The following is a 25,228-nucleotide window of genomic DNA, read 5'->3' as shown; positions in this document are numbered from 1 at the left end:
AACGGCATTTTATCTTTATTATTTCTGAATTTTAAATAATATTTTAGATTAAAGTTCGTTAGGATTTTTTCTACTGTCCTTTTTTAAGTTTGAAAAGTCTGTCGCATTTAACCATGATTTCATTCTTTAAAACTTTTATCTTTTAGCTGACTAAAATATCGCCAGTCATAATCTCAGGAATTTCCACGCCCATCACTTTTAAGATCGTAGGTGCCACATCGCCCAATTTTCCGGGCTTAAGATTCCATGTCTGATCTTTGTCCATTACGATGAAAGGAACCAGATTGGTGGAATGCTGTGTATTTGGGGTTCCGTCCGGATTAATCATCACATCAGAATTTCCGTGGTCTGCTAAAATGAAAACGGCATAACCGTGTTCGTAAGCTGTAGTTGCCACTTTTTCAATACATTGATCCACCGTTTCAGCCGCTTTTACAGCCGCCTGAAAAACACCTGTATGACCTACCATATCTGTGTTTGCAAAATTCAGACAGATAAAATCCGCGGTTTCATTTTCCAGCTCGGGAACAATCGCGTTGGTAATATCGTATGCTGACATTTCGGGTTTTAAATCGTACGTCGGAACATCTTTCGGACTTGGGCAAAGCAATCTTTTTTCGCCCACAAATTCAGCTTCTCTCCCTCCTGAAAAGAAAAAGGTAACGTGAGGATATTTTTCTGTTTCCGCAATCCTGATCTGCGTCTTATGATTTCTTTCTAAAATCTCGCCCATCGTTTCGTGCAAAACTTCTTCATCGAAAACTACATGAACGTTCTGGAATGTTTTATCATAGTTTGTTAATGTAACATAATAAAGCGGCAGTTTTCTCATGAAAAACTCCGGGAAATCTTTCTGGGATAGCACTTCCGTGATCTCACGACCTCTGTCTGTACGGAAATTGAAGCAGATCACCACATCCTGATCTGTTATTTTAGCAATCGGAACAACATTTCCTGTCTGCGTGGAATCGATCATGATAATCGGCTTGATAAACTCATCCGTCACATGATTATCATAAGATTTCTGAATTGAAGCCAATGCATCCGTAGACTGTTCTCCCACTCCTTCTACCATCGCATCATAAGCGAGTTTTACACGCTCCCATCTTTTATCACGATCCATTGCGTAATATCTTCCGACTACGGTTGCCAGTTTTCCAACTGTTTTTTCCATGTGATCCTGAAGTTCTCCAATGAATCCTTTTCCAGAAAGCGGATCGCAGTCGCGCCCGTCTGTAAAGGCATGAACGAAAACATTTTCATTCAGTCTGAATTCGTGAGCTGCCGTTAAAAGTCCTTTCAAATGGTTAATATGTGAATGTACTCCTCCATTGGAAACCAAACCGATGAAATGTACTTTTTTGTTTTCTCTTTTAGCATAATCAAAAGCATCCTGAATGACTTTCTGTTGACCTAAAGATCCGTTTTCAACCGCCATGTTCAGCTTTACCAGATTCTGGTACACCACTCTTCCCGCACCTAAGTTCATGTGCCCTACTTCGGAATTCCCCATCTGTCCTGCAGGAAGTCCAACTGCTAAACCACTCGCTTCGAGTGTTGTATGCGGAAAATTTTTAAGGCAGTTATCTATAAAAGGAGTGTTTGCTTTATCTATGGCTGAAACGTCCGGATTCATTCCCAATCCCCATCCGTCAAGGATCGCTAATATTGCTTTTTTCGACATTTTGTATAAACTTTTGTCCTACAAATTTATTTATTTTGAAATAAAATCAACAATTGACGGACTTAAATTTTGTTTAAAATATAATAAATACTGAAATCTTACAAAATTTTTTCTCTCGCGGATTTTTTAGATTTTTTTAAACACAAAGGTTTGCCAAGATTATTTTTGACTGCTATTCTTTAATTTCGCAAAGGCGTTTCACATAGCAAACCTCACAAAGAGTTTGCCTAATCTTTAAAATAGAAAACTATAAACTTTCATCATCAAGTTTCACACTTCCAGCTTCTTAATTTTTAAACCAATTGTTTATTTTATATGATATTTTTTTTGATTTTGGCTTATCTAAAATAATATTGCTTCCTTTTTCAAAACCTTTTACATCGGCTTCCTGATCCCAAGTTCCTTTTGTAAATTTCAACTGCGCAGGGAAGTGTAATTTTAAAGTGAGTGTACGTTCGAAATCACTTTTTCTATTCATTTTTACGGATGAAGCGTTCCAGTTTCCTAATTCTTTCTGATTTCCAACAATATAGACCTCATCATTTTTATCGGGAACATTTACCGTAAAAGTAATTTCGGAAGATTCTCCAGAGAATTCACTGAAAAAATCTTCATATTTTAAATTCTTTTCTTTTGCATATTGCTGAATGTAGGAATCCAGAAAACCACTTTCTTTTAAAAACAAAAAAGGATCCTCAATATTTAAAATGTCATGTACAGCTTTATGCTTGTCTGTCTGCTTATTAAAATACGCTTCACAAATTCTGTATCCGATCCAATATCCCAAATCATTAGGTCTGTCATCTTTTTTGGTAGTTCCGTAAAACCAATCGTCGAAATCATTGCTTTTATAGCGTGTCACAAATTCTTTACAGAGTTGATGCAGATGTGCTTCTCCATATTCAAAAGGTATGGTATTCATCTTTTCTCCTGAAACAAACTCTCCTATAAAATCCGCTCCACCTTCCGTAACTGCCTGTTTCAAAAGATTATTTCCTCCTTTATTATTTTGTTGAAAATGAATCATTTCATGAACGATAAGCGCAACAACACCATCCAGATTTTTGAATAATTCTGTTCCAATGGAAATTCCATCTGGTGAAGAGTTTCCTCCTGTTGTCATTCTTCCGTACACAAAATATACAGTCTGGAATTTCGCTTCCGGATACCAATATTTTAAAGCACTGTATGATGATTTTAACTTTTTATCAATTGAATTAATTGCTTTTAATGTATTTCTCGTCTGTAAATATTGTTCTTTATTTTTTTTCACTGTTGCATACAGAGAATCGGCGTTAATGATGCGGTATTTAATAAAGGATTGTACTCCGGGTGAACCTTTGTCTATATATTCTGTAAAAGGATTGGTATTGGAAGTTTCCATTTTATCGAAAGCTTCCCAGAAGTTTTGAGCGTCTTTTGTTTCTATGACAGCTTTCAGAGGATCTTCCGTTAGTTGAGCATTTGCGGTTCCGAAAACAAGTAAAAAAGTTGCAATAAAATGCCTGGCTAATAGTTTCATATTTGGTGTAAATAAAATATTTTTTGTTATTAACGATCAAAAATAAAAAAATGTTGTCAATGATTTTATTTTTTGTTTATAAATCACAAATACATGAATTTTTTAAATATCTTCTAATTATGTTTTTAACACGCAATATTTTGATTTTTATAAAGTTTGGAGCTTTAAAAATATGCTGAAATCGTTTAGTTTGTGATTTATAAATAGAAAAAGTAAATATTTTATTAATTTTGCTGTATGGATTTAAGAGATCAACTGAAAAACCTTTTTCCTGATCATGAAGAGCAGGATTTTGAGATGCCTGAAGAACAGTTCAGACAAAAGGAACCTTTGGTGTGTAAATTTGAGAAAAAAGGCAGAAACGGAAAGCCCGTAACGATTGTTGAAGGCTGGGAAGGAAGCGAAGAAGAACTTAAAAACATTTCAAAAAAGATAAAAACCACACTGGGAATCGGTGGTTCTGAAAAGGATGGAACAATTATCATTCAGGGAGATAACCGTGATAAGATTATGAATATCCTTAAAGAAATGGGCTATAAAACGAAAAGAGTTGGCGGATAGTTTTTAATTTTAAATTCTTCAAACGCTATGACCGCGAAAGTTTTATAATCTTACCTGAAAATATTCTCGTTCGCCATGGCACTTCGTTCAGCAAATGATAGTAGAAGCCTTGCAAATGTTACGTTATAATTTTAAGATTTTTAAAAATAAATCTGTGTTTGCGGCATCATGGTTTTTAACTTTTCGATGGTTGATTTTTCCATCGGATTGCCTGTTAAGATCAGTGTTTTAAGATTCTTCAGTTGAGAAAACTCGGAGGGAAGGTCTTTTAGCTGATTGTTTGCTAAATTCATGCTTACTATATTTTTCAGTCCTTTTACTTTGGGCGAAATTTCTTTGATATGGTTTTGGCTTACGTTTAAAAACTCCAGATTCCCGGATTGAAATAATCCATCGGGAAGTTTTGAAATTGAATTCTGCTGTAACTCTATATATTTTAAGTCTTTAGGGAATTTTAAATCTCCCAAATCGTTAATTTGATTGGAAGCCAGATTTAATGATTTCAGGTTTTTAATCTGATCTAAATCTTTAGCAATAAAACTGATCTGATTTCCCTGCAAATTAATTTCCTCCAGACTCGGAATTCTTAATAAAGCTTCCGGAAAAACATTCAGATTATTGGCATCAAGATGGATCACCTTTAATTTCTGAAGTTTTGCCAAATTCGGGTTTATCTTCGTTAAACTATTTAAATTAATAGAAAAACTTTCCAGTTTCTGAAGTTCTGCGATTTCGTCCGGAATATATTTGATGCTGTTTTCGTTTAAGTTTAAAATGGTAAGTTCTTTCAGCCTGAAAATTGACTCATCCATTTTCTCAAACCTGTTTTCCATTAAATTCAGGAAAAAGATGGATTTTAACTTTTGGATTTCAACCGGAAGATTGAACATGGTTTTTCCTCTGAAACTCATGCTGTAAATGGTTTGTCCGCTTTTTATTGCGTCATCCACATTGGTATACGTCGGATATTTTACAGGATCAATCTGTGCTTTTGCCTGTGAAAGTATTAAAAATGAAATAGAAAAAAAGAGCTTTTTCATACAAATAAAAAACTACCGGCAATATATCATCACCGGCAGTTATGTAAATATTAATAATTTATTTTTTAAGCAATTTTACCGTCTGCTGGAATCCGCCTTCCGCTTCGATGTTTAAAACCAGTACTCTTGAAGATTCAAGCTGTCTTGTAAAATCTAAGTCTAAAACTTTATTCAGTCCTGAATATTTCTGGGTGAAAACAATCTTCCCATCGATACTGTACGCTGTTACCATAATGTTTTTCAACCCTTTCGGAGAATTGATCTTCACCAATCCTGAAGTCGGGTTCGGAGCAACAGTTACTGTATTTTCTGTCTGAGCATCAATTGTTCCTAATGAACCTGTAGTTCCTAAATTGTTTTTAAGAGCAATAACAACGGTTGCCGATTTTCCTCTGTAATCAATGGTATTTCCTGTCGCATCAATATCAGTTGAAATTGTAGAATCTGGATGCTGTACGGAGAAGAATCCGAATTTGTGATCCGGCGTGAAAGTAAGTCCGGTCGGCTCCGATCCTGCAGGCATGGAAGCGAATAGTTTCACTTTCGGATTTGCCTGAGTATGATCCGGAGCGATTACCCAGATGTAGTTTTTACCACCGTCCTGAAGCACCCAAAGATTTCCAAGTTCATCGAACGTAAGGTTGTCGTTTCCGTCTCCCCAAGCTTCGGTTTTTGTTCCCTGCGCTGTGTCGAAAGAATAGTTCGTCGTAAGACCCCCTACGAAAGTTTCCACCTGAGAAGCTGTAGCTCCGTCATCTTTTAATCGGTACACTTTATTAAGACCTTTTGCCGTAAAATAGATTTTCCCGTCAAGCGGACTGATATCCACATCTTCGATTCCGTTGAAAGACGTTCCGCCAAGAGACTGTGCCAAAGCGGTAGTGTTATTCTGGTCTGCTTTTGTTTTATTAGGAACCTGAATCCAAGTTGCGGTTGTTGCAACAGGATCTCCTCCGCTTAATCCCTGATCCAGTTTCAGCACATAAAGATTTCCTGATGAAAGATTGTTCGGAGTATCCATAACATATTTGTAAACCATGTGTGTTCCGCCGTCTTCACCGTAATAAGCGATTGTTCCTGTATTATTAATCACTACATTTTCGTGATTCATGATTCCCATCTGCCAAAGTTTTCCTTTAGATCCGTCTGTATTCTGGGAAATGACCTGAGCGGTTGCCGGATCTATTTCTACCAACCATCCGTAATCTTTCATTCCGTCTGCATTAACGTCGCTTGAAGTAGTCTGCTCTTCCGCAGTTACCACCGTTCCCCACGGAGTAACGCCTCCCGAACAGTTTCTGATGGTCTGAACCAGACTCGGAGCCGAAAAGCTCACTGCTCTTGATCGGGATAACTGCCAAAGTTTCGTGGTTGCATTATAATTAATTTCTGCCATGGTAACTCCTCCCGGATTTGTTTCGTGGTTTACAGAAAGATATCCGTTGGTACTGCTTGCATTTTTCGGAACATACGCTGTGAAATCGTTCTGTCCTCCTACTAAACCTCCACCTTCTGTGTAGTTATCACCCTCTTTTAGGATCAGTTGATATTTATGTTCTGTTGGAATAATTAGTTTATTCGTCTGTGCGGTAGGAACAATGGAAGTAAAACAACTGATGTGATTGGCGTTACAAGGAACCGGAGTTACGGTTGAAGTTGTTTTAAGATAAGCATCAATTCTTAAATCTGAACTCGAAGCGCCTCTGTTGTGCAATTCAATAGAGATTCTGTTGTTTCCGTTAACGAATTTGGATTTTGGAATAGAAAAAACATTGTAAACACTTTCTGCCGCTCCATCGATTGTTGTACTTGAGAGTGTATTGAAATCGATTGTTCCGGAAGGCATATTGTCTCTTACGACTTCTTCTCCATTAAGATAAACTACGATTCCGTCGTCTCTCATTACCCCTAATTCCATAGTGGAAGAAAGATCGTTCAAGTTTACGGTAAAATCTTTTGCAAAATAAGCCGTGATAAGTCCTGTAGCCGTTGTGGTCGTTACAGGATCACCATAACCAAGAGGTCCGTTTCCCTGAGACCATGTGGAAACATTATAAGTTGCTGTTTTCCATTGGGATGCCAAAGCAGTATTGCTATCGTTGTATTTCCATGCGGAATTTTTGTTAAAAATAAAAGTCTGTGCGTTCAGTAAAGAACCCGTGACCATTGCAAGAGCTGCAACTGTTAGTAGTTTTCTTTTCATTTTAAAATTTCGATTTATTAGACAGTGCAAAACTATCAGATTGCTGTGAAGCCCCTGTTAATAGGATTTTAAATAAATATTGAGAAATATTAATTAATGGAAAACCGAATGTTAATTGCATGAATTTTATGTTAAATTAAAAAAAACATTAAAACATATCCGAAAAGAAATAGTCTACAACATATAGCTGTAGACTATCTAAAACTTAATATCGTGAAAATAATTGCTATTTGGTATTTTTCTTTCTGCTTGTAAGATATTTCTTTTTGCAGTAAGAAGAATTTAAATACAATCTTGAATGATCAATTATTTTTTCACTTACATCCTTTGAAGAATATAGGGATGTGATAATTGGTTTCATTTTTTAGTCAATTTTTATACGAAAAGGAGTATAAGGTCTTCCATACCACGTTGCGATCTCCGGTTTATCAAGCTGTTTTTCGACATCTTTTTCATTTAATTCGTTACGTGCAACATTAACCTGATAAAGCTTAGGGAGTTTATTCACGAGACTGATATCAGAAATTTTGTTGTCATAAAGGTTCAGGCGTTCCAGATTTTTTAGATTTTCTAACCCTTCGATACTTTCAATGGCATTTTCCTCAAGATTTAGCATTTTTAAATTGGTAAGCTTATCCAAGTTAAATATCGTGGTAAGTCCACAATTGCTGAGATCCAATTCTTCAAGAGCAGGAAGATCTTCAAAAGCGGCTATACTGTTTAAATCATTGCAGTCGAAGACTAGCACTCTTAATTTTTCTAATCCGCAGATATCTATTTTTTGTTCTTCCGGAATACGCACCTGAAGCTTTTCAACGTTTGGAAATTTTTTAAGTAACGCTATTTCGCTATCTTCTTCAATTTGCAAATCGAGCACCTTAATCTGCTCTAATCTGGGTAATCTATTGATAACTCTTCCCTCTATGGATAGCTTTTGAAGAGAAGGCAGGGCTATTAAATTTTCAACATCAAAATCAGTATCTATTGTAAGTGTTTTTAAAGACCTTAAATCACCAATTCCTTTAAAACTTACGTTATCACGCACGCTGACACTTAATTCCTCGATATTTTTTAACTGCTGCAAATTTAAGGCTACGGCTTCCGTGATTTCCGGAGTCTGTTCAGCAATATAGAGAGAAAGATCTTTGAGAGACTCAATAGATAAGATATCCTGTGCGAGTTCAAAAGAATCTGCCTTAGTATAAAGCTCTTCCAGTGCAGTAAAATGCTTTAACTGGTCTACGTTTAGTACTGTCTCTCTATCTGGTATATAAATTTTTTTTATGTGGTGTTTTAGTGGCAGAAGTTTTTCAATATCTATATAATTTTCACTTTCATTATAATCGGTTGTAAATCTTATTTCTTGCAGGTGGGTAAAATACTTGAAAGCTTCCTGATTTTCTATTTTGGTAGTATCAATATCAATTACTTGAATTTGGTGGGCAATTGATGAATAATTCTCCAGATTGATGGCACATTTATCAAAACCCAACTCATTTAGTCTTGTAAAATGCTTTAAATGAGGTATATTAATCAGATTATGGGAGTTTATTTTCAAACTTTTGATGTATGATGCAATTGAAGACAGAAGTTTTACATCAAAATCAGGTATTATCAAATCTTCATCCGGGTCATAAGATCCTGCTCCGAGAATGATGCATTGTTTTAATTCAAATTGTATTAAGTCATTATCGGGAATGCTGAGATCATTAATTTTTAGATCAGGACTTATATATAACTCTTTCAAATCCGTGAATTGACAGACACTTTTTAAACTCTCTATTTCACAATCGTACAAACTTAAATGACTTAAGCCTTTTGAAATTGAAATAAAGGAATTGAAGTCCTTCAATTTCATGTTATCAAAACTTAAAAAAGTAAAATGCCCGTCAGGTTTTCGCTGGTGCTGAATATCATCTGCCGACTCAATGAAATTTGTATTATCGATATCCAGGCTATATAAATCAGGGAAAAGATTTAATTCGCATATATTGCCAACTGTACAGTCGGTAAATGTGACATATTCCAAATTCTTGGAAATAGGCAGGAAAAATCCGGGATGCGGAATATCCATGTTTTCCAGATTCAAATTTTGAAAATAAAGAAAAGACGGCTCTACTTTTTGATGATCCGGATCAAACATTTTTTCATTGGAAACCGAACAGTTCTTCAGTGTGAGACACCACAGCTTCATTTGGTGTAAATCCTGTAGACTGCCAATCGAACAGTCTATCAATGTCAGGTAGCGAAGTGTTTCAAAAACAGGTTCGAGAGCAGAGAAATTTTCAAAGTGTATGTTTGAAAGATATAATTTGTTCCATCCATCATAATAAGATTTCCCTTCTATTTTCGCTTCTTTTTCCCATTTTTCAAATTTGATATTTAGGGCAGTCTCCAGTGCGCTTATAACAGCATCCGTGTCATTCATATTTTTTTAACTAAAGCTATCTGGCTTTTTATATGTATTAATCTAAGCCATAATTTTGCCAAAAATAATTAAATATCTAATAATATTGCGTAATAAATGTCTGATAAGTTATTATTTTCTACTCACATCCGTTAAAGAATTCAGGAATGCGATGATTTGCTTGATTTCTGTTTGACTTAAATTCAGCTTGTCCGAAGCCAGCGTCTGATTTTTCACCTGTAAGCCAAGACCTTCTCCTCCTCCTTCGTTGTAAAAATCCATAACTTCTTCCAGAGTATTAAAAGCACCGTTGTGAAAATAAGGTTTCGTCAGAGCTGCATTTCTTACCGTTACTGTTTTAAAAGACTTTTCATAGATCCATGAATTTTCCTTTTTCACAGGACTGTTTATTCTTCCCTGATCTGCATCTAATTCCAAAGGTTTCTGGCTGATTGGTTTTGCCGTAATTCCTAAAACTTCAGATTCGTTTTCATTAAAGAACGGCGGAACTAAACCTGAAAAGTTCGGTGCAAAATGGCAGGTTGCACAGTTTGCTTTTCCCATAAAGAGATTAAATCCTTTCTTCGCATCCGATGAAATTTCTTTTTCGTTTCTCATGAACCGATCAAAATCACTTTCGTAAGAATACAATGAAGCTACGTAGGAACTCAAAGCTTTGGAAAAGTTTTCTTTATTGATTTCACCATTCTTAAAAGCAGCTTTAAAGGCTTTTCTGTATTCAGGTTTGGTTTTTAATTTTTTAATGATGCTTTCATAGCTTGTATTGAATTCATCCTTATTATAAATAACGTGTTCTGCCTGTTGTTCAAGGTAAAAAGCCCTCAAATCATAGAAAAATCTTTTGGCAAAAACTGCGTTATACAAAGACGGAGAATTTCTCAGCACAGTTTTTCCCTCTACGTTACTCGGAGACTTTGCTTTTAAATCGGTGAACGCATTTTCCGGCAAATGGCAGGTTGCACAACTCATTTTTCCGTTGTTACTCACATTCTGGTCATAAAAAATTTCTTTTCCTAATTTTCTTAAATCTCCGTTATCTTCGTCTTTTTTTAATAATGTATAAAAATAGGGATCCAGAAAATCGCTGCTGAAAAAGTTTTTATTCCCCACATTCCAACCCGAAAATTCTTTCAGATCATCGCTTCTTGCGTCCCAGCTTCCGAATTCTTCATATAAAGGCTGAATGTATTTCTTATAAAACTCAATCCTGTCGAACGTTTCAAAATCTGTATTTTTTGTGAGATAATTAATTCCGTTCGTTAAAATGGTATCGGCTTTCTGAATATTATAATTTTTAAAGTAAAGATCATCATGAAGATATTTTTGCATCCCTGAAAAAGCATGAACGGTTTCATCGGAAACATTCAGCGAACCCGGAGTATCGAAACCTGTAACGCCTAAACTGTAAATCCTGATCAGCTCGATTCTTAACGGTAATGTTTTATTGTTTCCTTTGCTTAAGCCGTTTTTTACGGTACTTAAATAAAAACTCGCGTAGCTGTTGTATAAAAAATCTGCAATTGTTTTAATGTCATCCTTTTTTTCAAGTGCTTCATCCGAGAATATCATTTCGTCCAAAACCTGTAATCCTTCCGGAGGAAGTGTATAAGCGGAAGTTCCTGCTGCTTCAATATGAAAAAGCGGTGCTGCGTTGAGGTGGGTTTTGGTAAATTCAGGATAATGATACGCAACGTAAAACTCGATTTCCTTGAAAGAATTTCTGGTATTTTTTAATGACTGCTGAAGTTCTTCAAGGGAAATTTTATCTTCCGAAAAACTTTTGGCATCCGATTTTAAGTTTTCAAGTTTATTTTTGAAATCCGATAAACCATTGTTGACGAATGTATTTTCACTTTTTGTTCCTTTATCTGACGGATTGAAAGACATTGCGGAAAGAACAAGCAGAAAAAGGATCGCAGCAAAGGGATAAAATCTCATGAAATTTTTTGCGCAAATCTATTAACAGCGCACAATTCGGACGTTACCACAATTTTAAATTTGAATTAAATAATGTTTACATCTCAGTTCGGGTATTTTTTATTAATTTTAAACCCCGAAATCAAATTCATTACTAAAAAGTCAATTTCCAATATTGACATTCTGAAAATAATGATGAGGATCTTGGGAGAGGATTTTTAAAGATTGACAACAATCAATCACAATTTCAATGTATTAAACTATAAAAACGAATTTATGCTGAATAAACTTGCTGCTTCAGAACTTGTTCTGAACGAAGACGGAAGTGTTTATCACCTGAACCTTTTACCGGAAGATATTGCCGAAAAAATTATTCTTGTGGGCGATCCGGATCGTGTTGCGAAGGTTTCAAAATATTTTGATAAAGTAGAAGTAAAGAAAAATAAAAGAGAATTTTACACGCATACAGGAACGTTAAGAGGCGAAAGAATCACTGTAATGTCTACCGGAATCGGGACTGAGAATATTGACATTGTGATGAACGAGCTTGATGCACTGGTAAATATCGATCTTAAAAATAAAGAATTTAAAACGGAGCATTCTGCTTTACAATTATTCAGAATGGGAACCTGCGGAAGTGTGAATCCAGAGGTTCAGGTAGACAATATGCTGGTTACACAAAATGTTGTGGGCTTGGACGGCTTAATGCATTTTTATCAGGATTATGCGTTTGAAAATGAATTTTCAAGAAATTTCATGGAAAAATTCCCTTATCCGAAAATTAAACCGATGCTTTATTTTGCAGACTGGGCGGAAGAATTGGGAGCATTGTACAAGGATGCAAAATATCACGGAAACACCGCTACTTTCCCTGGTTTTTATGCTCCACAGGGAAGACAACTGCGTTTAAAAGCAGTGGACGATCAGTTTTTAGAAAAGCTGAATGATCTTGGCGTAACCAATTTCGAAATGGAAACTTCTGCGATCTATGCTTTATCCAAACTTTTAGGTCACAAAGCAATTACTGTAAATAACGTGATTGCCAACAGAAGACGTGGAGAATTCTCCGCAGATCATCATGCTTCTGAGAAAAACCTTATTGAGTGGGTATTGGAAAGAATCATCAAATAATTATACATTCAACATTAATAAATCAAAAGGATCTCATAAGCGAGATCCTTTCTTTATAACCATTAAATTAAACTTCCTGAAGATTGATTAATCTGTCCTGAAGTGCCTCATTATACTATTTTATCAATTCTATTAAAATTCATTAATCGTTACATAGAAATGCGCAGAGTATAAACTTTCTGCATTTCCTGAAATATTCGTAAGATTGATGGTAATATTTGAAGTAGAAGTCATTCTCGGATTCGAAATTGAGAAAGTTGCATTACCTGCAAAATCCGAAGCCGGAGTTACTACAATCGTCGCTCTTGTTGAAGTCGGAACCATAGCTGCCGGAATCGCAATATCCATTGTCGTGGATTTTCCTGAAGGAAGATTATTAACGGAAACACCCGGCCAAACCTCAAAACTGATCTGGTTTTTGTTAACGGTTCCTTTGCTTCCAAGCTTATATTGCCCGTTAACGTCTAATCTTGCTGTCGTATTCGGTGTACTTGTTCCTATTCCTACGTTTGCGCTGCTGTTTCCGATTGATATAGCATTATACTGGCTTGTCGTCGTGTTGTAACCGATTGCGGTGGAATTTTGTCCTGTAGCAGAAGCACCGGAACCTATTGCTGTAGAATTCTGTCCGTTTGTTACCGTATTGAATCCAACCGCAGTTTCACTGTTGGAATTTGTTTTCGCATTGTAACCTAATGCTACTGATTGAAATCCTGCCGCGAATGAATTGTTTCCCAATGCGGAAGATTCGTTGGCTGTTGTTTTTGAGTTATATCCGATTGCGGTAGACTGAAATCCGTCCGCTAAAGAATTATTCCCGATTGCTGTGGATTCGTTTTTATTGGTTTTGGCATTATAGCCGATTGCATTTGATTTGAATGCCGCTGCTGTTGCTTTGTTTCCTACTGCCAAACCGTCATTTGCACCTACAGAAGCTTCATTTCCGATCGAAACTCCCTGAAAAGCAGAACTTGAAGTTCCAATTGAAATACCGTTCTGTCCGGCGTTTGCCATTGGTCCTAAACTTACGGAATTATCTACACCCAGTCTTCCCATTTTTACAGAATTCACTTTAAAAATAAGGTCATCGTAGGTATTGGTTCCTAAAGCGAGAGCAGTATTTGCTCCTGCATTGGTTCCGCTGTTCGTTGCGGAATCATTCCAGCCTGAAGTAGTTCCGCCTCCTCCGGGAACAACTGGGGTTACCTGACTTCCTTCTACGGAAAGCATATTCCATTTTGCATTGTTCCAGTAAAAGAATCCAGTTTCTACCAATCCTGCCTGTCCGTTGTTCCAGACTATTAATCCTTCGGCAGGTGAAGGAATGGTAATGTTATCGGTTTCGGAATCCAAAGAGACACTTGGAAAAAGTACTCCTTTATTAGCGGAATTAATTTCAAGCATAGCCGAAGGATTAGGCGATGAGGTACCTATCCCAACCTGAGCTGATGTAAAAGTAAAGCCTGAAAAAAGTAAAGCTGTAATAAGTATTTGAAGTTTTGTCTGTTTTTGCATTTCTAGTTTATTAAATAGCTATCAGTTTGATAATGCAAATATAATAATTTTTAATAAAACCTCATTTTTTTTAATAATTCTACAATTTAACACCAACAAGTGAATAATTTGCAATAAATACACCTATTAATCACTGTTTAATGATCAAAAACATAGAATTTATTCTATACAAAATCGGCTTTAAATTACAGTAAAACAGTGTTTTTATAATTTTATCCTTTTTTTTAAAAATTTATCTATCAATAAAAAATATCACGAAAAAATGAATAAAGCACAATTTATCACTGCTTATTGAAGAAAAACAGAGATAAACATTGATGGTTTCAGGGGTATATAACGTGTTAAAATACAACAATTGTAATAAAATAGAAAATATAAATATTAATTATTTATGAACTTAATAACAAAAAAACAGAGAACACCAAATCATTGAATTATTAAAAATAAAAATTTATGGGAGCATAATAGATAATATGAGAGAAGTTTTTCAAAGTTTCATTTTTACTATTAAAATGATGATTTTAGTAGATATAAATCTGGTGTAATATATACACTGTAAATATTATAGAATAATTCTAAAACCTTTTCCTCCACCAAATAAAAGTTTATGAAAATTTTAACAATAAGAAAAAATTTTAGGAATAGTTCTTGTTTAATCATAATCACACAAACAAAATATCACATTATGAACAATTCAGAATACAACAAAGCAGAAAACGCAGTAGATAACACAAAAAACTCTTTAAAGGATGCGGCAGATAATGCAAAATGGAAGGTAGAGGAGTTGGCAGACAGAGCCAAAGATTATATTAATGAAAAAAGAAATAATGATGAGGAAGCAAAACATGAAGACTGGCTGGACAGAGTAAAAAATAATTTTGCCGATGCATGGGATGATGTTAAAGATAAAGCCAATGATGCATGGGAAAAAACGAAGGATGCAGCAGAAGATGTAAAAGCAGAATGGAATAAGAAAACGAATTAAAATTTCAGTCATATAAATATTTTCAAGAAAAACGGAGTCTTTTTACAGAAGGCTCCGTTTTTTATTATGTACTAAACACAAATATTGTTACATTTGTATAATAATAAACATTAAAAAATTATGTCATACGGTTTACTTAAAGGCAAAAAGGGAATTATTTTTGGAGCCCTTAATGAACAATCGATCGCATGGAAAGTTGCAGAAAGATGTCATGAAGAAGGTGCTGAATTTATTTTGTCTAATGCTCCTATTGCTTTGAGAATGGGAGAACTTAACGGTTTAGCAGAGAAAACAGGATCTGAAGTAATTGGTGCAGATGCTACTTCTATTGAGGATCTTGAAAAACTTTTTGATGCTGCTGTTGCCAAATTCGGTAAAATCGATTTCATCCTTCACTCTATCGGAATGTCCATCAACGTGAGAAAAGGAAAACATTATACAGAAATGAACTACGACTGGTTGGAAAAAGGCTGGGATATCTCTGCGGTTTCTTTCCATAAAGTGATGAGAGTGGCTTGGGAAAAAGACTGCATGAACGAATGGGGAAGTATTTTGGCGCTTACTTATATTGCGGCTCAGAGAACATTCCCGGATTATAATGATATGTCTGACAACAAAGCTTATCTTGAAAGTATCGCAAGAACATTCGGAAATTACTGGGGTGAAAGAAAAGTACGTGTAAATACAGTTTCTCAGTCTCCTACAATGACGACAGCAGGAAGCGGCGTGAAAGGTTTCGGAGGTTTCCTTGGATATGCAGAAGATATGTCTCCACTAGGAAACGCTACAGCTCTTGAATGTGCAGACTACTGTGTAACGTTATTCTCTGATCTTACGAAAAAAGTAACGATGCAGAATCTTTTCCATGATGGAGGTTTCAGCAGTTCGGGGGTTACTCAGAGAGTAATCAGTAAATATGATACGGAATAATTTAAATCATTATTCTTATATAAATTAAGCCGGATTATTGAATTCGGCTTTTTTATGTTTCAATGTAAAGAATTTGTAGATTATAATTGCTGCCAATTAATACATGTTTTTGAATAAAACAATTTCGGCGGAGCCAAAGGCTCCGCCGAAACGTAATAAAAATGTTAATATGAAGTCTATAAAATTACAGTCTGTATAGAGTGTGCAGGAGCCGATAATTTTGCAGCCATTCCTTCAATCCAGAGATTCGTCTCGATGGTATTGTCTGTATCGTTCATGATTACGGTTACCAATTGTCCGTTTACATTCATAAAAGTGGTTGAGGTTAAAGCAGCTCTGTTTGAAGAGGTTCCTATTCTTCTTGCATTGGGCTTTACAAATTTCGAAACGTGTCCTACATAATAATATTCATACGTATAATGAACTTCACCGGTTTTGGTATCTGCAATGATTGGCGCAAAACAGAAATTTCCCACATGGTTTGGCCCGCCTGTTTCGTCCAGAAGAACATTCCAGTCTGTCCATAAAGCCGTACCTTTGTTGAAATCGTTAATCATATTCCTTCCGTATAATTCGCCTAAACTCACTTCATAAATTTTAGATATATCAAACTGCTCTTTGCAGCCTTCGGTAAAAGCTAAAAACTTATCCGGAAAAGCTCTCTGAGTTTCTGTCAGATTATCAAAAAGCTGGGTTTTGTTGTTCCATGTTTCATACCAGTGATAGCCGATTCCTGAAGCATATTTAGAAGTTTCAGGATCGCCGAGTGTGGTGGTTGCTCTCTGGTAAATCAAATCACGGTTATGATCCCAGATCATTACTTTTTTATCTTTGAAACCATTTTTCCAAAGAGTCGGACCTAAATTATTTTTAAGGAACTCCCCTTCTTCTTCCGCCGAATAAATACACGATTCCCAGCTTTGCGTTGCCATCGGTTCGTTCTGAACCGTCAGTCCCCAGACATTGATTCCTCTTTTTTCATATTCTTTAATGAACTTTACGTAATAATCTGCCCATGTCTGATAAAAAGCGTTTTCCAGTCTTCCTCCTTTTAGCATACTTTTGTTTGACTTCATCCAAGACGGTGGACTCCACGGTGAAAAATAAAAGGTAAAATCTTTTCCAATTAATTTTTGTGCTTCTTTGATCATCGGAATTTTATACTTTTCATCATGTGCAACAGTAAAAGATTTCAAAGTATTGTCATTTTCCTGAACGTAGGTATAGGAATCACTAGAAAAATCACAGGAGTTCATATTGGTACGGACAACCGTGTATCCCAAACCGTTTTTTCCGTAGTAGGCTTCAATAATTTCTTTCTGCTTATCTTTCGGAAGTTTATAAAAAGTTTCTGCGGAAGCATCTGTAATAGCGCCTCCAATTCCTATTAATTTCTGATATTTAAAATCCGGATCTACAAAAATACAGGCATCCGTTTCTTTGGGCTGACCAAATTTTTCGAATTTTACCGTGCCTTTGTCAACCATCTTTTCGTTGGCTGCCGAGTTGGTAAGAAAAACTTTTGCCGTTTTTCCTGTATTTTTCTTCCAGTAATTTTGTGCCTTTGCATTGAAAGCCAAACCGACAACCAAGCAACTTACAATTAATCTCTTCATTATTATCTTTTCTTATTTTTTATATTAAACCACCCCGTCTAAATTTTCTTTGAAAATTTATCCACCCCTCCAAAGGAGAGGAATTTGGAGTCCTTTATTTTATTTACTTTGATAAACCCTTACATAATCGATCTCGTATTTCTGAGGAAAAATGGTATCATCAATTCCCTCTTTTCCACCCCAGAAACCTCCGACAGCAAGATTCAGTATGATGAAATATGGCTGATCAAAAGGCCATGCTTCATACGTTTTTTCTTTGTTTTCATAGGTGAAAAATTTCTGATCATCAATATAAACATCAATTTTCTCCGGCGTCCAGTCTGCTTTGTAAATATGAAACTTTTCACTCGCATCTTTCACAATCAAAGTATCCGTTTTTTGAGTTCCGATGATATGGTTATACTTTTTGGTATGAACTGAAGCATGAATATATCCCTGATTAAATCCTACATGTTCCATGATATCCAGTTCTCCGTCATCGGGCCATTTTTTCATGTTTTCGCTCATCATCCAGATGGCAGGCCATGTTCCGCGACCTTTAGGAAGTTTGGCTCGAACCTCAACAGTTCCGTACTGAAAGGAAAATTTACCCCTTGTCAGTAATCTTGCAGAAGTATATTTATTCTTTTCCCAGTTTTCTTTTCTGGCTTCAATGATAAGATTTCCGTTTTCAACTCTTGCATTTTCCGGACGGTTTTTTGTGTAAAACTGAGCTTCATTATTGCCATAACCGTCGCCTCCCACATCGTAATTCCATTTCGTAGAATCGGGTAAGCCTTTGTAATTAAATTCATCACTCCAGATTAAATTTCTGTTGGAATCTGGTTTATTTGAAGCACAATGTATTGTTGAAAAAACCAAAGTTCCTCCGATGATGAAATGAAAAATATGTTGAAGTTTTATTTTCAAAGTTTAATGTTTTAGATTTATATTTTAATGCAAAGATTTAAGTGAGCAAAGATTGCGACCAATCACTGATGAAGCATTATGATAAACGTTAGCTTAATCAAATCAGCTTTGCTGATTCTTCTTTGCCTCCTTAAAATCAATAATTCGTTTTCTTAATCTTTGCGTTAAAAAATTCTAGATTAAGATTTAATTATTATTTAATTTATTCTCAACACTTGTCATTCTGAGGAACGAGGAATCTATTTTAAATGTTGATCATTTAGATTCTTCACTCCGCTTCTGAACTACGTTCGTAGACTTTCTGTCTATGTTCCGAATGACAACAATATGTTTAAAAGTTAATTTAATTATTTCCAAAGTCTGCCATACTGGAAGCATCTCTAAAGTATTATGTAGATTCTTTCAGAATGACAAATGTTTTGTTTAATTAATATTTTTATAAAAAACGTTCATTCTTCTACCGCCAAAAGCGGGTATTATCCCGCTCTTAGTAAGTAAAAAAGTAATATTATTTTGTCCAATTAATTCTTTTTGTCTGAACATTTTTAGAATCGGTTCCAACCATGATGTCGAATTCTCCGCCTTCCCAGTCGTAATTAAGCTGATCGTCATAGAACTTCAGATTTTCGGGAGTTAACGTAAAACTGATGGTTTTTGTTTCTCCTTTTTTAATGAAAACTTTCTGGAAACCTTTCAGTTCCTTTACCGGTCTTACCACTTTTCCGAATAAATCTCTGATGTACAACTGCACCACTTCTTCCCCGTCATAATTTCCTCTGTTGGTAACATTTACGCTAATATTTAAAGTCTGATTTCCTTTAAGATTATTTGAGTTTAAATTCATATCAGAATATTTAAACTGGGTATAACTTAATCCATAACCAAACGGAAATTTCGGATCATTATCCAAATCGATATACGCTGAAACGTAGTTTCTGTCGGTATTGTTTTTTGCCGGTCTTCCAGTGTTGTAATGATTGTAATAAACAGGAATCTGTCCTTCTGTTCTCGGGAAAGTCATCGGAAGTTTTCCGCCCGGATTTACCGCTCCGAAAAGAACATCTGCAATAGAGTTTCCGGCTTCCGTTCCCAGCCACCAAGTATACATGATTGCCGGAATGTTGTCTGCTGCCCAATCAAAGACAAGAGGTCTTCCCGCGTTGATCATCAAAACAATCGGTTTTCCTGTTTTTGCAATTTCTTTCAAAAGATCTTCCTGAACACCTGAAAAATGGATGTTGCTTCTGCTTTTTGCTTCACCGCTCATCGCGTGACCTTCTCCTAAAGTCATGATCACGACATCTGCTTTTTTCGCTGTTTCCACCGCTTCCGCAAACATGGATCTATCCTGATCGTCAACATTTGCTCCTTTTGCATAAAGTAATGTTGAATTTTTATCCAATTGATTTTTAATTCCGTCAAACTGCGTTACAATTCTCTGGTTGTCATCTTTAAAAGCAACCGACCAAAATCCGTGGTTGGCAGAAGTTTCTTTTCCGAAAGGTCCAATTAAAGCAACCGTTTTTACAGATCTGGAAAGAGGCAGAATATTTTTCTCATTTTTAAGCAAAACAATGCTTTTTGATCCAAATTCTCTTCCGAATTTTCTGTTTTCCTGATTGTTGGTCTGTTCCTGCTGTCTTTTTTCACTGCTGAACCGGTAAGGATCGTCAAACAATCCCATCTCGAATTTTTTAACCAAAATTCTTTTTGCGGCATCATCAATCAGCTTCGGATCTACTTTTCCTTCTTTAATTAAATTGGGAAGTTCTGCCATATAAGCACGGCTTTCCATATCCATGTCGCTTCCTGCATTTATTGCTTTTTCCGCCGCTTCTTTATTGTCTTTTGCGTAACCGTGAGGAACCATTTCGCCAATACTTCCCCAGTCTGAAACTACAAAACCTTTATAATTCCATTTCCTTTTTAATAAATCTCTTAAAATATATTTATTAGCTGTTGCCGGAATTCCGTTGATGTCATTAAAAGAGTTCATGAATGTTGCCACTCCGGCTTCAGCCGCTGCTTTAAAAGGAGGAAGATAGGTTTCGTTCAATTGTCTTAAACTCATATCAACAGAATTGTAATCTCTTCCGCCCACTGCTGCTCCATAGGCTGCAAAATGTTTTGCACAAGCCATGATGGCATCAAGATTTCCAAGACCTTTTCCCTGAAAACCACGGATTCTGGCTAGACCGATCTGGGTTCCCAAATAGGTATCTTCCCCAGAACCTTCCATTACTCTTCCCCATCTCGGATCTCTTGCGATGTCGACCATCGGTGCAAACGTCCAGTGAATTCCATAAGCCGAAGCTTCTGTTGCGGCTATTCTTTCGGACTTTTCAATTAGTTTTAAATCCCAGCTCGCTGCCTGACCTAAATTTACAGGAAAGGTTGTTCGGTATCCGTGAATGACATCCTGTCCGAATAATAAAGGAATTCTCAATCTCGATTTTAAAGCTAATTCCTGAAATTTTCTGGTTTCTTCGGCTCCTGCCACATTAAGCATTGAGCCTACTTTTCCCTGTTTTATTTCATTTAGAACACTTGCAGAATTGGAATTTTGCGGACCTGTTGCGTATTCAAATCCTGAATACTGAACAAGCTGTCCTACTTTTTCTTCTAACGTCATTTTCGACAAAAGTTCTGAAACTTTCTGATCAATTGTCTTTTGTGCGAATGTATTGATTCCAAATGCTGTAACTGCTAATAAGAAATAAACTCTCTTCATTTTAATCTAATTTTAATTATCTGTCCTTTTGAACTATTTTTCTTAACCTGAAGTTCAGGATGAATTTATTTAACAAAGAACAAAAAGTTTTCAATCATTACAAATTTTAACAGATATATTTGTCTTAAAAAATATAAGTCGCTGTAGAAATTCCCGGCATACTTACCGAAGCTGTCTTCTGATTATATTTTATGTTGAATGCTTTATCTGTAGAGTTGCTGTTCTGAACAATTAATACTGTTTTTCCTGCCGGAGTTTTAAAAGCTACCGTGGAAAGGTTATCTGACTGTGTAGAAGCAATTCTCTGGGAGTTTGCCGGAACAAATTTTGAAGCATGAGCGATAATATAGTATGCTACATTTTTGTCATAACCTGCGCTTCCGTTTACGGTAATTGCCCCTTTGCATTGGGTACATCCTCCCGGAGTGTGTGGTCCGAATGAAGCATCATTGGCTACATTCCACTCTAAAGCATTTCTGCTCCAGTTTCTCATGGATCCGATAATAACATTTTTCATGTGCCAATCCAAATCTCCTGAAAAAGCACCGGTAGAACTGGTCCACTGTTCTGTAAAATAGACGTTTTTATTCGGGAATAGATTATGTACTGTTCCCAAAGCCGAAATATCTCCTGCATACAAATGGAAAGCCGATCCGTCTACATAAGGATTTGCCGCTGTATCATTTAATACCGCCAAAGGATACGCCGGATTGTCGCAATTGTGATCATAAGCTATGATCTTTGTATTAATATTTGCCGTCTGAAAAGCAGGACCTAAATTACTTTTGATAAAAGTTGCCTGATCTCCTGCTGACATATACATACTCGGATTATTTCCCGGATGTAAAGGTTCGTTTTGCGGGGTAATAGCATCAATTCTGATTCCATGAGCCTGCATTGCCTGAATGTATTTTACAAAATACTGTGCATAAACCCCATAATATTCTGGTTTCAGACTTCCCCCCATTGTGTTTCCGTTGTCTTTCATCCAAACAGGTGGAGACCAAGGTGTTGCTAAAATTTTGATATTCGGATTAATCATCAGAATATCTTTCAGCATCTGGATCAAAGCCTGATCTTTGGTTAAGCTGAATTGAGCCAATGTAGGATCAGTCTGTCCTGTCGGCATATCGTCATACGAAAAAACTTCGCTGTTGAGATCCGAAGCCCCAATGCTGATTCTCAAATAACTTACCCCAATCCCAGAAGCGCTGAACAGATCATTTAACAATTCCTGTTTTTTTGCCGCGCTCAGCTGATTGATTACCTGTACACTTCCTCCAGTAAGCGTGTATCCGAATCCATCTATCGTCTGGAATATTTGCGAGCCGTCTACTTCAATGGTGGTTCCTGCTGCTGAAGTTCCTGAAAAATAAGAGGTTCCCTGCTGTTGTAGTTTCACTGTCTGATCTCCTTTCGTTAACCACACCTGTACCGGATCTCCGGAAGTGTTTGCGTTTCCGTTATTTCCTGAATTATCACCATTATTGGTCAAATCCGAAGAGGTACTGCTGCAGTTTAAAAAAGAAAGAAGCGCTACACCGCAAAGTGCAGCACTTCTAAGTACGAAACTATATGAATATTGTAATTTCATATCAATTTAATTGTGTGAAGATTATTGAGTTCTACGGAATTCAACTTTGTCAATGCTTAAGCTATTAACAGTACCTCCTCCACACTTAATTTCCAAATAAACGGTTCCTGTTGTTGTAGCTGTATAAATTCCGCCATTTTTCGATCCGTTGCATCCGACAGACGAAACTTTTCCTTTGAATTTGCCCGTTCCGCAACCATCCCAGGTATTGATATTTCTGTAAACCGTTCCGCTTACATCCTGTCCCGTTACCGGAGCCGTATTTAGAACATAAACCTCGAACCATGTATTTACCAAAGGTGTATCTGAAGAAGCTACCATATCGATGGAATATTTCTGTCCTGCCACAACATTCACAGCCTGATAAATACCTTGCTGACTGCTTCCACTTGCAACAATTGTAGCTTTACCGTTAGCAAAAACCCATTGAGCCCCTGAAGCGCTGATTTTGTGAACAGACCATTTTGCAACTTCATCGGGAGTATCGAATCTTCCTCCCTGAATCATATTTCCGGAAATCGGATCTGAAGTAGGGACAACAATTGTTTCACTGGCTGTACCTCCGATAACTCCACCCATACCTACCGCCTGATGCTGAACCACATAAGTTCCTGCATCCGGAAGGAAAAGATTCTGTTCGCCTTTTCCATTATTATAACCGTCATCATCTATATTCCAACTTGAATTAATATAATTATTGTAATTTCTTTTCAACAAGTAATGATTCTCCGATGTTTTTGTAACTTTAAAAGAAGCGTCTAAAGTTCCCTGAGAAATACCGTTTCCATCGCCATCTACGCTATCCGGTGTACAGCTTGCCAAGAAAAAAACTGACGAGGCTAATAAAAGGCTTTTATTAATATATTTAGTTATCATGTTGTTAATGTTTAAATTAATATCCAGGGTTTTGTTTCAAAATGGTTCCCGTAAGTTCACCAAGAGGTATCGGCATAATTTCATTTTTCCCTGCAACAAAACCTTTGGAAGCCAATTTTGTAGAAGCTTCTCCCCATCTTACAAGATCAAAAAACCGATGTCCTTCACCTGCAAGTTCTCTTCTTCTTTCGTCTTTAATTGCCTGCATAGAAACAGGAACTGAAGCTAAACCAACTCTTGCTCTTACCGCATCCAACAAAGCTTGCGCTCTTGAACCTGTACCGTTAAGTGCCTCTGCTTCCATTAGATAGGTATCTGCTAATCTTATCACCATATAATTTTGACGATAATTCAGTTCGGTAACACCTAAAGTTGATTTTTTATCAGATGTAGGCATAAATTTATTAAGAAAATATCCTGTATCTTTATAAGCCGGTGCATAATCTGCCTTACCTTGCGCTTTTAACGCATTCATATTTAGAATAGTAGCATTTACACGCGGATCACTCTGCATAAAGTTAAACAGATCTGTTGTAACTGTATTAAATGCCCAACCTGAGACGATATCTGGAGCATTATTAGCAGGATTTGTCTGACTAATTCTGTTATAAGATCTTGGTGCCGTCATTACACAAATAGAATTTCCTTCATCTTTGCCTTGTCCCCAAAAGCCCCAGTCGGATTTTCCCTGGTCACTATGGGATGCTTCAATAATAGATTCTGATGTAAACTCATAAGGATCTGGAGTACCACCAAGTGCTACTCCTGCTTTCCAAAGATCATCATAACTTGCCAACAGTTTATATCCATATTGACTGGTTCCGCCCGGAGTTCCGTTTACATCTGCAAATTGTGCGGCAGCCTGAGCTTTTTTATTTTGATATAAATACACTTTACCTAAAAGAGCTTTTGCCGCGCCTTGCGTTAATCTACCTTTTTGCTCTCCACTTACCGTCATAGGAAGATTTGGCAAAGCTTCAGTCAGATCTTTTTCTATTTGAGCATAAACTTGTGCAGGTGCAACTTGCGGAACATTATAAAAATCGTCTGTTGCGTCAAAAGGTTTTAAAATAAGGGGAATGTTTCCGAAAACCCTCAACAAATCAAAGTAATACATTGCCCGAAGAGTTTTTGCTTCCGAAATGAAGCGTTGTTTCAAAGTTTCATCCATTGATGCATTGGGAGCATTTAAAATAAGGGCATTAGCTCTTGCAATACCTTGGTAATAATCTCTCCAGTAACTTGCAGGCATTGTAGTTGGATTAATCTGAAAACTTGATGCTCCCTGAATACCAGCTCCGTCTGTAGCACTACCACCTCCTGCATAGAAATCATCTGAAGCTGCATTGAAAAAAGTGACCATATTTTCAAACCCGCCTGCATATTTTCTCATTACATCGTACGTCCCAACAAGACCAAAAAAACATTCCTGCTCATTTCTGAAAAAGTTATCTCCGGCGAATGCACCTTTGTATTCTTTTTCTTCTAAAGTGTCGTTGTTACAGGCTACATTAAGAGTAGATACACTCACTAAAAATGAAGCTGCTATTGATATTTTTAAAAATTTATTTTTCATTGTACTAAAA

General features: G+C 36.3%; 17 protein-coding genes. 4 read left to right on the top strand and 13 right to left on the bottom strand.

Translation table 11 applies throughout. The annotated features are described in order from the left end of the window. Window positions 1-142: 142 nt before the first annotated feature. Together gpmI and B0E34_RS12575 are read right to left on the bottom strand one after the other, a co-directional pair. Entirely contained in the window at window positions 143-1,684 is a 1,542-nt protein-coding gene (gpmI, locus tag B0E34_RS12580; protein WP_087709927.1) for a 2,3-bisphosphoglycerate-independent phosphoglycerate mutase, read from the bottom strand. Between the two features lie 286 nt (window positions 1,685-1,970). Next, entirely contained in the window at window positions 1,971-3,206 is a 1,236-nt protein-coding gene (locus tag B0E34_RS12575) for a DUF2268 domain-containing putative Zn-dependent protease (RefSeq protein ID WP_228423071.1), read from the bottom strand. A 237-nt stretch (window positions 3,207-3,443) separates the two neighbouring features. Between B0E34_RS12575 and B0E34_RS12570 the strand changes: the two genes are divergently transcribed. Further along, the gene (locus B0E34_RS12570; protein WP_076390370.1) at window positions 3,444-3,767 is read left to right on the top strand and encodes a translation initiation factor; all 324 of its coding nucleotides are present in this window, start codon (window positions 3,444-3,446) and stop codon (window positions 3,765-3,767) included. A 140-nt stretch (window positions 3,768-3,907) separates the two neighbouring features. On the opposite strand, the gene B0E34_RS12565 is transcribed toward B0E34_RS12570, so the two are convergent. The 4 genes from B0E34_RS12565 to B0E34_RS12550 all read right to left on the bottom strand — a co-directional run bounded on the left by B0E34_RS12565 (window position 3,908) and on the right by B0E34_RS12550 (window position 11,376). Continuing rightward, window positions 3,908-4,807 carry a leucine-rich repeat domain-containing protein gene (locus B0E34_RS12565; protein ID WP_087709925.1) on the bottom strand — a complete coding sequence of 300 codons (900 nt, stop codon included), beginning with the start codon at window positions 4,805-4,807 and terminating at the stop codon, window positions 3,908-3,910. 58 nt (window positions 4,808-4,865) lie between these two features. Continuing rightward, on the bottom strand, window positions 4,866-7,010 hold the full coding sequence (locus B0E34_RS12560) for a PhoX family protein (RefSeq protein WP_087709923.1): 2,145 nt from the start codon (window positions 7,008-7,010) through the stop codon (window positions 4,866-4,868). 364 nt (window positions 7,011-7,374) lie between these two features. Continuing rightward, window positions 7,375-9,438 carry a leucine-rich repeat domain-containing protein gene (locus tag B0E34_RS12555; RefSeq protein WP_087709921.1) on the bottom strand — a complete coding sequence of 688 codons (2,064 nt, stop codon included), beginning with the start codon at window positions 9,436-9,438 and terminating at the stop codon, window positions 7,375-7,377. 111 nt (window positions 9,439-9,549) lie between these two features. After that, complete coding sequence (locus tag B0E34_RS12550; protein WP_087709919.1) at window positions 9,550-11,376, bottom strand: cytochrome-c peroxidase; 1,827 nt, start codon at window positions 11,374-11,376, stop codon at window positions 9,550-9,552. Between the two features lie 255 nt (window positions 11,377-11,631). Between B0E34_RS12550 and B0E34_RS12545 the strand changes: the two genes are divergently transcribed. Next, on the top strand, window positions 11,632-12,486 hold the full coding sequence (locus B0E34_RS12545; protein WP_087710554.1) for a nucleoside phosphorylase: 855 nt from the start codon (window positions 11,632-11,634) through the stop codon (window positions 12,484-12,486). 132 nt (window positions 12,487-12,618) lie between these two features. Here the strand turns inward: B0E34_RS12545 and B0E34_RS12540 are convergent, their stop codons facing one another. Continuing rightward, entirely contained in the window at window positions 12,619-14,001 is a 1,383-nt protein-coding gene (locus tag B0E34_RS12540) for a phage tail-like protein (protein ID WP_087709917.1), read from the bottom strand. 685 nt (window positions 14,002-14,686) lie between these two features. Between B0E34_RS12540 and B0E34_RS12535 the strand changes: the two genes are divergently transcribed. Next, window positions 14,687-14,986: a DUF883 domain-containing protein gene (locus tag B0E34_RS12535; RefSeq protein WP_087709915.1), complete on the top strand. Its 300-nt coding sequence runs from the start codon at window positions 14,687-14,689 to the stop codon at window positions 14,984-14,986. A 120-nt stretch (window positions 14,987-15,106) separates the two neighbouring features. Continuing rightward, entirely contained in the window at window positions 15,107-15,916 is an 810-nt protein-coding gene (locus tag B0E34_RS12530) for an enoyl-ACP reductase FabI (protein WP_047375319.1), read from the top strand. 176 nt (window positions 15,917-16,092) lie between these two features. Here B0E34_RS12530 and B0E34_RS12525 read toward each other — a convergent pair whose 3' ends face one another. The 6 genes from B0E34_RS12525 to B0E34_RS12500 form a co-directional block, all read right to left on the bottom strand. Then, on the bottom strand, window positions 16,093-17,532 hold the full coding sequence (locus B0E34_RS12525; protein ID WP_087709913.1) for a glycoside hydrolase family 30 protein: 1,440 nt from the start codon (window positions 17,530-17,532) through the stop codon (window positions 16,093-16,095). A 99-nt stretch (window positions 17,533-17,631) separates the two neighbouring features. Next, on the bottom strand, window positions 17,632-18,441 hold the full coding sequence (locus tag B0E34_RS12520; protein ID WP_087709911.1) for a glycoside hydrolase family 16 protein: 810 nt from the start codon (window positions 18,439-18,441) through the stop codon (window positions 17,632-17,634). 508 nt (window positions 18,442-18,949) lie between these two features. Beyond that, on the bottom strand, window positions 18,950-21,172 hold the full coding sequence (bglX, locus tag B0E34_RS12515; protein WP_087709909.1) for a beta-glucosidase BglX: 2,223 nt from the start codon (window positions 21,170-21,172) through the stop codon (window positions 18,950-18,952). 124 nt (window positions 21,173-21,296) lie between these two features. Beyond that, window positions 21,297-22,766, bottom strand: a complete 1,470-nt coding sequence (locus tag B0E34_RS12510) for a glycoside hydrolase family 30 protein (protein ID WP_087709907.1) — start codon at window positions 22,764-22,766, stop codon at window positions 21,297-21,299. A gap of 21 nt (window positions 22,767-22,787) precedes the next feature. Continuing rightward, window positions 22,788-23,642, bottom strand: a complete 855-nt coding sequence (locus tag B0E34_RS12505) for a hypothetical protein (protein WP_087709906.1) — start codon at window positions 23,640-23,642, stop codon at window positions 22,788-22,790. A 16-nt stretch (window positions 23,643-23,658) separates the two neighbouring features. Continuing rightward, on the bottom strand, window positions 23,659-25,218 hold the full coding sequence (locus tag B0E34_RS12500; RefSeq protein ID WP_087709904.1) for a RagB/SusD family nutrient uptake outer membrane protein: 1,560 nt from the start codon (window positions 25,216-25,218) through the stop codon (window positions 23,659-23,661). Between the last annotated feature and the right edge of the window lie 10 nt (window positions 25,219-25,228).

Origin of the sequence: Chryseobacterium mucoviscidosis, assembly GCF_002177115.1 — a bacterium.
Classification (GTDB): domain Bacteria; phylum Bacteroidota; class Bacteroidia; order Flavobacteriales; family Weeksellaceae; genus Chryseobacterium; species Chryseobacterium mucoviscidosis.
The sequence above is the reverse complement of the archived record's forward strand: the minus strand, read 5'-3'. Positions and strand labels throughout refer to the sequence as shown.